Here is an 11,566-nt window from a genome sequence, read left to right as displayed (position 1 = left end):
TGCATTTCCGCTTTATTGTTTAATGAGGTGTACTTTTATGAATCTGAATTAAATCCATCTTTCGTTACTATTATTACTCATCTTCTACTTCTATTCTTTTTTTCTCTCTTGCGATCTTTAAAAACTCTAACAGCTCTGGATTCGTATTCATTTTTTTGTAAGCCACTGACATCTCTGCCACAAAATTAGAATCATATAACTCTTTATATACAACTTCTGTTTTATATAATTTATTTGCCGATACAGGTATTACTGTAATTCCAATCCCTGCTGCTACAAGCCCCATAACTGTTTGATACTCCGTTGCTTCTTGTACAATATGCGGACTAAATCCAACTTCTCTGCAAAGAGATAAAATTGTATCATACAAAGCTGGCCATACTGGTCTCGTAATAAATACAAACGGTTCATCTCGTAAATCTTCTATATGTATTTCATCTTTCTCTGCAAGTGGATGTGCCTTCGGTAAACATAAAGTACAAGATAGTTTTTGAATTGGTTCTAATTCTAATAATTGTGTTGGAATTGGAGGACGCAAAAATCCAATATCAATACGATTATCATGAAGTGCATGCACTTGATCTGGCGTAGATAATTCATGTAATGCAACAGACACTCTCGGAAATTTCTTTCTATATTCCCTAACGATAGATGGTAAAATATCATATATCGCCGCACCTACAAAACCAATTGAAAGCGATCCTACTTCTCCCCTTTGTGCACTTTGTGCAACTTCCACTGCTTTTTCAATTTGTTCAAACGCTTTTTTTACTTCTTTTAAAAACATTTCTCCCGCTTCGGTTAATTCAACCTTTCTTTTCGTTCTTGAAAATAAGGTAACTCCCATTTCTTTTTCTAATTGCTGAATTTGTTGACTAAGCGGTGGTTGTGTCATTTGTAAACGAGCAGCCGCCCGTCCAAAATGCAACTCTTCTGCCACAACAACAAAATATTGCAAATGCCGTAATTCCATTTTCAGACACCCTTTTCACTTTCAATTAATACGTCTAATATATTAATACCATATAATTTATATATTAGACAAATATTTTGAATGAACGTATAGTAGAAATTGTTAATTCTTTTTTACAATTTTTATGTAAAAAAAGAAAGAGGTGGTTACTGTATGAAATGGTGGAAGTTAAGCGGACAAATTTTATTACTATTTTGTTTCGCTTGGACAGGTGAATGGATTGCAAAACAGGCACACCTCCCAGTTCCAGGAAGTATAATCGGTATTTTTTTATTATTAATTTCATTAAAATTTAACCTAGTTAAAAAAGAATGGATACAGGACGGAGCAGACTTTTTATTAAAAGAACTTATTTTATTTTTCATCCCTTCTGCAGTCGCTGTCATACGTTACAGAGATACACTAACACAATACGGAATCGATCTTATTTTAATTATTATGATTAGTACTCTTTGCGTTACCTTAGTTACAGGACTTTTAACCGAATTGCTACTAAAACGGAAAGGATCAACGCAATGATCGGATTTCTTTGTTTACTATTAACACTATTCACATATTGGATATCAAAAAAAATGTATCAACGCTGGAATTGGAGCCTACTTTCTCCTCTTCTCGTCTGTCCCATTATTTTAATTGCTTTATTGCTCGGATTAGATACACCATATGAAACATATGAATCTGGTGGTCACTGGTTAACTGAATTATTAAAACCCGCAACAGTTGCTTTTGCATGGCCAATCTATAAATACTTTGATTTATTAAAGAAACATGGAATGGCTATCTTACTTAATGTCATTGTCGGTTCGTTTTTATCAGTTATTACTTCAGCACTACTAGCAGATTATTTTCAAATTGATTCATCGCTAGAACATAGTTTAGCCCCACATATCGTAACAACACCAATCGCAATGGCTATTTCAGAAATGATTGGTGGTATGTCACAATTAACTGCTGTATTTGTCGTTTTAACCGCCTTAACGGGAGCATTGCTCGGACCTTCTCTCATACGTATTTGTCGTATTAAAACAGCAATTGCAAAAGGTATTATGTTAGGAACGAGCGCAAATGGAACCGGTACATCAAAAGCATTCGAAATCGGTCCTGTAGAAGGAACAATTGCAAGTTTATCCATGCTTTTAACAGCAGGAGCTAGCTTAGTTATCGTTCCGCTTTTCTTGTCTTGGATACATTAAAGAAGCACGTATTTACATACTTGCTTCTTTATTTATATGTTGGCACAGTAATTCATAATCCTCCGGAAAAGCTAGACTCAATTGTTCAACTTCATGTATCCCTTTCCAAGCAATTTCATGTATTAACTCATCAGGATCTTGGATTTTCATATTACCGCCTATTTGTTTAACAAAATAATAATGGACATACACTGGAATTCCGTATGTAATACCCTCTTTTTCATATATTTTATTTACAACTTCCACATTATAACCTGTTTCTTCCCAAACTTCTCGGATACAACACTCTTCTAATGTTTCTCCCTTTTCAAGACCACCACTTGGAACAGACCACCTTTTATCTTCTCCCTCTTTGCCCTGCAATACCATTAAAACTTCATTTCTATCATTCACACATATAGCTGCACTACCTATCCATCTCTCCATATACATCCCTCCTCTACTAAAATTCGCCTTTTTACTCATTTTCTCCTTGAAAAGGGAGGAAATGAGTAAAATGATGACGAAAGATTACATCAACTTCATAGACAATCCCTTCTTAGAAATTAAAAACGGAAGGATGAAAATATGATTTCTAATTATGTTGTGGAATGTGTCTTTTGTGAAGAAAATCGAAAGCCTCGCCAAGCTATTGTCACAGTTCCCGCTACTACTCAGCTACTAGCCATTGAAAAAGTACGTGCGGAATGCAAACGTCGCTTCGGAAAAACAATATTATTACAAACAGAAATTAAAGAAAAAATAGTTTTTGAACAAAAAGAAAGCTGACCATAAATTGGTCAGCTTTCTTATCCGATCATATTTTCACATGAAGATTAGGGGCATCCTCTTTAAGGATCGGGATTTCCCCATTATGTACGTTCCATAATGGTCATCGAACAATATATTTCTATTCAATTAATTATTGAATAGAATAGGGCAAAACTTGTTCGCATTTTTAGAAAAGGGATAGGGATATAATTCAAGTAGTACTTCGAATACTCGAACTTTACACTCATAATATTAAAACAAATCCTTTTATATGGGAAATATGAATTACCTACATAATTCATTCGTAAAATATATTAATAGTTTGCTATACTCTTTTTATTCCATCAATAGCATACATCCAGCTAAAACCGGTGTCATAATCATTGAAAATCTCAAAAGCGTTCGCGGTGCATAATTTGTAAATTTCGCGCCAATGTATGCCCCTAGCATAGTCCCAATTAATACTTGCGATAGCAATATGTAATCTAAATACCCTTCCGAACTATATCCAAGCCCACCCCCAACTGCGATCGGCAATATAACAAGCATTGTCGTCCCTACGGATTGCTGGATCGTTAATCCTAATAGAACCATTAATCCAAGCTGAATAAACGGTGCAGAGCCAATTCCAAATGAACCTGCCATCATTCCAGTAACTAACCCAAGACATGTACATTTCATCAACTTGTTTATCGAAAGTTCTTTTTGTCCACCTAACAGCTGTTGTCTATTCTGAAACATAATCAATTTAATAAACATAAAAATTGCTGATAAAAATAACATACCAGCTGTAAACCAATGAAGAAGATGTGCTGGTATAAGTGAACCAAACTTTGAACCGATATAAGAACCAATCGCACCAAATCCCCCAACAATCCCCCCTATAATAAACGCAACATTCCCTTCACGATAATGACTTATAACACCAGATAATGTCGTAAATGCCATTGCAGTTAAAGATGTTGCAAGAGCAACGTGAATAGGAATATGGAATACTAAAGTGAGTATCGCAATAATAAATCCGGCTCCACCTGCTCCAACAAATCCTAATAAAATACCCATTACTAACATTGTTATAATAATTGCCACAGACTTTCCCCTCCAGTAACACAATTATCCATCATATTCTTCCTTGCATACAAATAAAAAGCATCCTAGACGGATGCTTTTTATTTCAAAAATATGTACTTAATCTTGATTAATCAAAATAATCGCTGGACCAGCGATTACTACTCCAGCTACTTCTATCTTTTCAAATTCCTTTACTGTAATAGATATAACGCCTTCTCTTTCCATCAATTCTTTACTCAGGACATCAGTCGGGATTGCTTTCACCGTCTTACCTCCTTTTCATTTATACAATATGATAAAGCGAAACTTTAATCAGTAGGGTTTTTGTCCATCCTTATTAATTATTACCCCTCACCAATCAGACTAATAATCACCCAATGCATCTATATATATGTATCACCTCCGCTTTCATTCCTTATTCCACTCAAAAACCTTCTCTCCCTTCCGTGACATATTGAAAAATAAAAAAAGCACTCACAAAAGCGAATGCATTTTTATTATTTCCTTTCTATTACTTTTAACATTCTATTAATACATGCTGCCGATTCCTCACGCGTTGCAAAACCTTTCGGCATAAATTCATTATTTTCATTTCTTTTTACAATGCCTAATCCATAAATACGCTGTACATTAACCTCTTTGCACCTCATGTTTCACAACTTTACCTTCCTTATCAAATTGTAAAACAAGCCGTTCACTATCTATTGAAATGAAACCCCGTTCATCTCCAAGATAGTATAAAGTAATACTTCCCTCGTCTAAACTACGTGTTTCCGTAGGATCCCCTGCAATTTTATAATTCCCTCAGTTGATTTACCTACCAATTTATGTTTCTGTAATAAGTCATCTACCATATGTACCCGTTTCTCTGCATAATTCAACCACCGTTTTTGATTAAATGTAGAAGTATATTCATTCATACTTAATTGTACAGTGCACACTATTAACGGAACGAGTCCTACTATCATTACACTTAACATTTGTTTCTTTTCTTTGTTACGATTCTTAGAAACATATAAAATAGCCCTTTGAATCATGACTAATAATACAAATGGTATGACTACTACAAAAATGCTCTTTACACTTAAGGGCATATGAACCATATCGATGACGAACATAAATACAATGTACATTACTATATACAAACAAAAATAAACATACAAAACACCACGTCACATAGCGCTCAGAAAGATCTCCCCTTTTAACTCATTCTATAATTCATCCGGCTAATCATTTCTCGAATCCGCTCTAATTCTTGCTCTGTATATACTACCTTCCCTGTTAAGATTTCATTGCTAAAGAACGTTACAATTTGCTCTCGATCTTTTAATCTAGGTGTTTCCTCACTAGAAAGGTCTATCATTTCTTTTCCATTTTCATTATAAAAATATACAACTGGTTTTACATTTTCTTTTATACTATTAGCTTGCATTTCTTTCAAACAATTATATAAAATTTGAGATAGTTTCTTCGCCTTATATACTGGATTCCCTTCATTTTTCACTTGTATAGTTGACGAATCTTCACCTACTATATACTCAAATGTTTCCTCTTTTTCAACTTCTTGTTGATACTTACCCATTTCATCAATCATAAATGAATATATACCCGCATTTTCTTTCGTTAAACCATGAATTAATTTCTCTCCCCATTCTTTCGTCTCAAGTAGATAAATACCAGTTTTGCACAAGATGAGATGATGGATTCGATTATCGTTTATTTCACTATTATTTTTAATAAAAACATTCGGCATAATTTGAAATTCAGCATCTACTATGATTCCTTGCTCTATGAATCCTCGTTTCATATAATGTAATGTTTCGTATGTATTCATTTCAGCGCCGTTTTTAGTATATTCTCGTAAATTTGCAATTAATTTTTGAAACATATGTATTTCATTATTATGTTTATTTTGCATTTCACTACGTTCTTTACTATGCTGCATAGCTAATTGATTTTTCATCATACGCATATTTTCAATTTCTCTATTTGCACTTACTTGTAAATCATTGTATTTTTTCTGTTCTATATTTTTCAAATTATTTTGTTGTTCTGTATGCTCTATCACCGTAGCTGCAATTTCATTTTTATACGTTTCAATCGCTTGTTTCTTTTCAAATTCTACTTGCTGGCTCTCTGATTCTAACTGTTTATTTTTATAAAACAGCACAAATACTACAGCTAATAATATTAAAACCGCACCTATTAGCACATAATTCATATTTTTACCCCTTTATTTCATTTTTGATTATTTTTTATAAATACATCTACTATAGTATACTATGGTTTCGATATAGACTTTGTAAAAGTTATATATTTTTAATAAAGTGAAACTTTAATCAGTGGGGGTTTATTCATCCCCCACTGATTATTAGTTGAACCAATCAGGCGTTTACCGGCAGTTGATCCCCCACCTAACTTCTTTGCTTTCGCTGAATTTTGAGGTGAGGGTCTTACCGCCAGTTAATGCGGGATAAAAGGCGCCTCTGAATAGGCACCTTTGATTTCCACTCTATTGTACACCATACTGAATATAACTTGGATCGTAGTATATCCATTGATTTGTCCCTAAGCAAAGCCATCCATCTTGCTTACTCCATACTCGATACGATTCACCATGATGTAACTGTCTTATAACATTTCCATTTAATGATGGAGCATCACGCAAATTTACATTATCACCAGTAATAGTCGCCACATAATGTTTATACTGAATATAACTCGGATCATTATATACCCACTGATTTGTCCCTAAGCAAAGCCATCCATCCTGTTCTCCCCAAACTTCATATGCTTCGCCACGATTCAATTGGCGAATTACACTAGACTGCAAAGATGGTCCACTTCTCAAATTCACATTATCTCCATTAATTATAGCAACCCCATACACTGGAGTTGCATTATTAGGCGGGGAAACATTCCCTCCACCACTTGCTCCATTCCCTTGTAGAGCTTCTAATGAAACTGCAGCTGATACATCACAATTTCCTACGCCTGAAATTTGTCCAGAATCTGTGTACTGCCATGCTGTCCACTCTGTCCATCCACCAGCATCAGCAGGAGGTGTACTCGAGTATTTAGCAATCCAAAGCGGAATATCACTTAATCCGCTAATTCCGAACTCATTAATATACCAAACTCCTGTATATAACATTACATCTTTTCCAGTAGCCTGTTTCACATAATTTATGAAGCTTCTTGCCCAATTCGATATAGCGCTACCAGTCAAATTACTATTACTCGGATCTGTTGGTGATTCTAAATCCAGAACTGGCATTAAGTCTGTCTGGTTACTTTGTAATATACTCACAAAATATTTCGCCTCTGAAATTGCATCATTTTGCTCTGGATGTGCAAAATGGTATGCACCAATTAATACATTCGCATTCCGTGCTGCCTGTACATTTTGCACAAAAGTAGGATCAATGAAATTTACACCTTCTGTTGCTTTTGCATATGCTGCTGGAATTCCGGATGCCTTCACTGCCTTCCAATCAATATTTCCTTCCCAATGAGACACATCGATAAACGTAACATTTGAACTCGATCTGTTTTGCATATAAAATCTCCTATCAAATTTTTTTTACTTCGTATACATACAATATGTACAACCTTCATTAGAGGACACGACATTTATGCTATAGAAACAAAGAGTAAATATATTTTGTATACAAAATAAAAAAGACCTTGTATATATTTACAAGGCCTTTTGCAAACTTCCTTTATTTTGTAGCAAGTACATATTATAATACAACCCTTGCTCACTCAATAATTCTTGATGTGTTCCTCTTTCTACTATCTCTCCATCATGCATAACAAAAATTTGATCTGAATCTTGAATTGTAGATAATCTGTGTGCAATGGCTATCGTCGTTCTACCTTTTCGCATTTGTTGCAACGCTGTTTGAATAGCCTCTTCTGTTTCTGTATCGATATTAGCTGTTGCTTCATCTAATACTAACACTTTCGGATTCGTTGCTATCGTTCTAGCGAAAGCAATTAATTGTCGTTGCCCACTAGAAAAGGCAGCTCCTCTTTCTACTACTTCTGTTTCATACTGCTCTGGTAATTTTTCAATAAACGTATTGGCTTGCACAAATCGCGCAGCTTCTTTTACTTCTTCATCCGTAATTTCTTCATTATACATACGAATATTTTGCTTTACATTTCCAGCAAATAAAAATGCATCTTGCAATACAAGCCCTATTTTCTTTCTAATTTCTCGTTCTTCAAATTTCTCTAAATCTACGCCATCTATTACAATATTTCCCGACTTAATATTATAAAATCTCATTAACAAATTCATAATCGTACTTTTTCCGCTACCAGTATGCCCAACAAAAGCAACCGTTTGCCCTTGTTTCACGTGAAATGATACATTTTTTAAAACGTCACGCTTTCCATTATACGAAAAAGTAACATTTTTAAATTCAATATCTCCATCCACCACTTGAGGATTCTCATCGCCTTTTTGAACCGGCGCTAAATCTTTTTCGTCCATTAAATGAAATACACGTGATGATGAAACAAGTGCCTGTTGGAAAAAGGACAATTTCATCATCATCTCATTTACAGGTTGGAAGAAACGATGTATATAGTTAACAAAAGCATATAAAACCCCTACTTCAACAGGGCTCTTTAAAGCATCAATTCCAAATAAACCAAGTACTAACGCAATGGCTACAATATGTACTAAATCCGTAGCTGGTCGTAAAAGTAATGCGTCTAACTTTAACGTACGTCGTCCTGCACTATAATGTTTATTATTCACTTCTTCAAACTCTTTTCTCATACGCTTTTCTTGTCTGAACACTTGAACAATATTCATTCCTTGGATGGACTCGTTCAACTTTGCATTTAACACGCTTAGTTGATTACGTACTTCTAAATAAAAAGCTGCACTTTTCCTGCGATATAATACCATAATTGCAAACATTATCGGAATCAATACGAGAGAAAATAGCGCTAATTTTACATCTAATAAAAACATCGCTACTAAAATACCTACTAAAAAGACTACATTTTTCACAAATGTTGATAATACACTGACATAAAAATCTTTAATCGCTTCCGTATCATTCGTTATACGAGATACGAGTGTACCAATTGGCGTACGATCAAAGAAACTTAGTGACAGCTTTTGAACATGTTCATATACTTCAACTCGCATATCTTGAACAATCTTAAAAGCAATGTTCTGAAAGTATAATAGATTTAAATACGTAAATAACACTTTTAATAAATGAGCTACTATGTAAATTACAAATAAAGTAACGAGCGCTGATTGTTCAAAATTCCGCGGTACTAGATGTTCATCGAGGAATTGTTTAATTAAAAAAGGCCCCATCATTTCCGTTACTGTTGCACCAACTAAAAAGATAAATGCCACAGATAGCAATCCTTTATATGGCTTCATATAAGAAAGCAGTCTACTTAAATCGCTTCGCTTCTTTTCTACCATCATACGCCTCCTTTCTCGACTAGAGCTTCTAATTGCTGGCTTTCATACATTTCCTTATACCAACCTTTTTCCTTCATTAATTCCTCATGTGTACCTCGTTGTACAATTCTACCTTCATCAACAACAAGTATAAGATTGGCATGCTGAATTGCACTTAACCGGTGTGCAGTAATAATCGTCGTTTTCCCTGCTCTTTCCCTCTTTAAGGCACTTAAAATCGTCTCTTCTGTTTTTGCATCTACCGCTGATAAACAATCATCCAAAATTAAAATTTCAGCATTTGTTAATAAAGCACGCGCAATAGAAATTCGCTGTTTTTGACCACCAGATAACGAAACGCCTCTTTCTCCTACTACTGTTTCATATCCTTCTGAAAATTGGAGGATGTCATTATGAATACAAGCAATTTCTGCGGCCTGGGTAATTTCATTATATGTAGCATCCGCCTTTCCAAAGGCAATATTCTCCCCAATACTTGCTGAAAACAAAAAATGATCTTGCGGCACGTATGAAATAGCAGAACGGACACCGTGAAGCGTTATATCTCGAATATCTCGCTCTCCAACTTTTAATTCACCATTAAAATGATCATACTCACGGATTAAACATTTTAATAAAGTCGTTTTCCCTGCACCTGTACGTCCTACAATCCCTAGCGTTTCACCCTTCTTCAAATCAAAGTGAATATCTGCTAAATGTAACAGTTCATTTTTCTTATATGAGAATGTATCAACGGAAAACGAAACATTACCACTCGCTATTGTATGTACAGCATTTTCTCTATTTACTACATCTGATTTTTGTGAAAGAATTTTTTCTACACGATCATATGAAGCACGCCCACGCTCCATAATATTGAACAACCATCCAAACGCTAACATTGGCCAAACGAGAGTACCTAAATACGTCGTAAATGTAACGAGATCACCTACTGTTAATTCACCTCTTACAACTAATACTGATCCGTAACATACTGCGATTAAAAAAGAAAATCCAACGATAAGAGCGATTGTCGGATCAAATAACGAATCGATACGTGCGACTAACACATTTTTATGTACAACATCTTCTGATTTTTTTCGAAACGCCTGCAAATCTTCTTTCTCTTGTCCAAGCGATCGAATTACCTTCATCCCACTCATACTCTCTTGCACTTTATCATTGATTTCCGAAAACGATTGCTGTGCTTTATGAAACCTTTTATGTAATAACGTTCCATAATAATTTGTCGAAATTGCTACAATCGGCATTGGAATTAAACTTAACAATGTTAACTTCCAACTAATTGTAAAGCCCATCGCTACGAGTACACATCCCCCAACAGCTAATGAGTCAACAAGTGTTAAAACACCCGCTCCAGCAGTTTGCTGAATCGCTTGAATATCATTGGTCGCATGTGCCATTAAATCACCTGTTCGATTTGACTGATAGAAAGATGGACTCATCTTTGTAAAATGTTCATATAAATTTTTTCGTAATTGGCGAGCTAATTTTAACGAAGAGCCAAAAATCATAATACGCCATATGTAACGTAATATGTACATCGTAATACCTACAATTACTAATAGTACAACCCATTTTAGTAACTTATCAGTCGTCAATGTTCCATCATTAATTTCATCTACAACGATTCCAATTACTTTTGGTGCTACGAGCTCTAAAAGTGCAACGCCAAACAATAAAATAATTCCGGTTATGTACGCTCGTTTTTCTTGTTTAAAAAACCACGCTAAATTCATAAATACTTTCATTTTTTTCCTCCTCCCTTAAAATGAGCGATGTTTTCAGTTTACCAAAGATACAGAATTTTTAAAAGTTTCGATATTTGTAATATGCAAAAGAAAAGACACTCTTAGCGAGTGCCTTTTAGCGCTTATTTCATTTGTTGCTTGTTCATCGCGCTCATCATTTGATTGATTTTCTTTTGGGAAGGTTTTTGTCCCATTTGCATCATCATCATTTTTAACATTTGTTCGTTAATTGGTGGATTTTTTTGTAAGTAATTCATCATGTATTTGCGGGCAATGAAAAATCCTAACGCCACGCCTGCTACTAGTGCTACTACGCCCACTAGAATACCTAACCAAATTGGCATATATTTTCCTCCTTCATGTTGTC

At 34.7% G+C, this 11,566-nt stretch carries 12 protein-coding genes and 2 pseudogenes; 3 read left to right on the top strand and 11 right to left on the bottom strand.

The genetic code is table 11. The annotated features are described in order from the left end of the window. Positions 1-73: 73 nt before the first annotated feature. Positions 74-973, bottom strand: coding sequence for an acetoin biosynthesis transcriptional regulator AlsR (gene alsR / locus COK05_RS00310; protein WP_098611001.1), 900 nt, complete (start codon positions 971-973; stop codon positions 74-76). A 153-nt stretch (positions 974-1,126) separates the two neighbouring features. Here alsR and COK05_RS00305 point away from each other — a divergent pair, with 153 nt between their 5' ends. Beyond that, a complete protein-coding gene (locus COK05_RS00305) occupies positions 1,127-1,492 on the top strand; it encodes a CidA/LrgA family holin-like protein (protein WP_000872365.1) in 366 nt (121 codons plus the stop codon). After that, on the top strand, positions 1,489-2,166 hold the full coding sequence (locus COK05_RS00300; RefSeq protein WP_098611000.1) for an LrgB family protein: 678 nt from the start codon (positions 1,489-1,491) through the stop codon (positions 2,164-2,166). Before COK05_RS00305 ends, COK05_RS00300 begins: the two co-directional genes overlap by 4 nt. A 12-nt stretch (positions 2,167-2,178) precedes the next feature. On the opposite strand, the gene COK05_RS00295 is transcribed toward COK05_RS00300, so the two are convergent. Beyond that, a complete protein-coding gene (locus COK05_RS00295; RefSeq protein WP_098610999.1) occupies positions 2,179-2,592 on the bottom strand; it encodes an NUDIX hydrolase in 414 nt (137 codons plus the stop codon). Between the two features lie 141 nt (positions 2,593-2,733). Between COK05_RS00295 and COK05_RS00290 the strand changes: the two genes are divergently transcribed. Next, positions 2,734-2,934, top strand: coding sequence for a DUF3903 domain-containing protein (locus COK05_RS00290; protein ID WP_098610998.1), 201 nt, complete (start codon positions 2,734-2,736; stop codon positions 2,932-2,934). A gap of 318 nt (positions 2,935-3,252) precedes the next feature. Here COK05_RS00290 and COK05_RS00285 read toward each other — a convergent pair whose 3' ends face one another. The 9 genes and pseudogenes from COK05_RS00285 to COK05_RS00240 form a co-directional block, all read right to left on the bottom strand. Beyond that, on the bottom strand, positions 3,253-4,005 hold the full coding sequence (locus COK05_RS00285) for a sulfite exporter TauE/SafE family protein (protein WP_098610997.1): 753 nt from the start codon (positions 4,003-4,005) through the stop codon (positions 3,253-3,255). Between the two features lie 99 nt (positions 4,006-4,104). Continuing rightward, positions 4,105-4,251 carry a BC1881 family protein gene (locus tag COK05_RS00280; protein ID WP_098610996.1) on the bottom strand — a complete coding sequence of 49 codons (147 nt, stop codon included), beginning with the start codon at positions 4,249-4,251 and terminating at the stop codon, positions 4,105-4,107. A gap of 233 nt (positions 4,252-4,484) precedes the next feature. Beyond that, positions 4,485-4,616, bottom strand: a pseudogene (locus tag COK05_RS00275) (S-layer homology domain-containing protein); the annotation flags it as partial. Between the two features lies 1 nt (position 4,617). Then, a pseudogene (locus COK05_RS00270) lies at positions 4,618-5,120 on the bottom strand (hypothetical protein). Between the two features lie 68 nt (positions 5,121-5,188). After that, entirely contained in the window at positions 5,189-6,208 is a 1,020-nt protein-coding gene (locus COK05_RS00265) for an NERD domain-containing protein (protein ID WP_098610995.1), read from the bottom strand. Positions 6,209-6,499: 291 nt separating this feature from the next. Then, entirely contained in the window at positions 6,500-7,546 is a 1,047-nt protein-coding gene (locus tag COK05_RS00255; protein ID WP_098610994.1) for a GH25 family lysozyme, read from the bottom strand. Between the two features lie 138 nt (positions 7,547-7,684). Then, on the bottom strand, positions 7,685-9,448 hold the full coding sequence (locus COK05_RS00250; RefSeq protein ID WP_098610993.1) for an ABC transporter ATP-binding protein: 1,764 nt from the start codon (positions 9,446-9,448) through the stop codon (positions 7,685-7,687). After that, on the bottom strand, positions 9,448-11,199 hold the full coding sequence (locus tag COK05_RS00245; RefSeq protein ID WP_098610992.1) for an ABC transporter ATP-binding protein: 1,752 nt from the start codon (positions 11,197-11,199) through the stop codon (positions 9,448-9,450). The genes COK05_RS00250 and COK05_RS00245 overlap by 1 nt, the downstream gene beginning before the upstream one ends. A 122-nt stretch (positions 11,200-11,321) precedes the next feature. Then, positions 11,322-11,543 (bottom strand): YneF family protein, encoded by a 222-nt coding sequence (locus tag COK05_RS00240; RefSeq protein ID WP_001123317.1) that lies wholly within the window; start codon positions 11,541-11,543, stop codon positions 11,322-11,324. Between the last annotated feature and the right edge of the window lie 23 nt (positions 11,544-11,566).

The sequence above is a fragment of the Bacillus cereus genome, from assembly GCF_002567495.1.
GTDB lineage: Bacteria > Bacillota > Bacilli > Bacillales > Bacillaceae_G > Bacillus_A > Bacillus_A cereus_AQ.
Note: the sequence above shows the minus strand (reverse complement) of the source record. Positions and strands in the feature narration are given on the sequence as shown.

Bases quoted from the DNA above. Each gene is read 5' to 3' on its own strand.
- alsR (WP_098611001.1), bottom strand. From the start codon at position 973: ATGGAATTACGGCATTTGCAATATTTTGTTGTTGTGGCAGAAGAGTTG.
- COK05_RS00305 (WP_000872365.1), top strand. From the start codon at position 1,127: ATGAAATGGTGGAAGTTAAGCGGACAAATTTTATTACTATTTTGTTTC.
- COK05_RS00300 (WP_098611000.1), top strand. From the start codon at position 1,489: ATGATCGGATTTCTTTGTTTACTATTAACACTATTCACATATTGGATA.
- COK05_RS00295 (WP_098610999.1), bottom strand. From the start codon at position 2,592: ATGGAGAGATGGATAGGTAGTGCAGCTATATGTGTGAATGATAGAAAT.
- COK05_RS00290 (WP_098610998.1), top strand. From the start codon at position 2,734: ATGATTTCTAATTATGTTGTGGAATGTGTCTTTTGTGAAGAAAATCGA.
- COK05_RS00265 (WP_098610995.1), bottom strand. From the start codon at position 6,208: ATGAATTATGTGCTAATAGGTGCGGTTTTAATATTATTAGCTGTAGTA.
- COK05_RS00255 (WP_098610994.1), bottom strand. From the start codon at position 7,546: ATGCAAAACAGATCGAGTTCAAATGTTACGTTTATCGATGTGTCTCAT.
- COK05_RS00250 (WP_098610993.1), bottom strand. From the start codon at position 9,448: ATGGTAGAAAAGAAGCGAAGCGATTTAAGTAGACTGCTTTCTTATATG.
- COK05_RS00245 (WP_098610992.1), bottom strand. From the start codon at position 11,199: ATGAAAGTATTTATGAATTTAGCGTGGTTTTTTAAACAAGAAAAACGA.
- COK05_RS00240 (WP_001123317.1), bottom strand. From the start codon at position 11,543: ATGCCAATTTGGTTAGGTATTCTAGTGGGCGTAGTAGCACTAGTAGCA.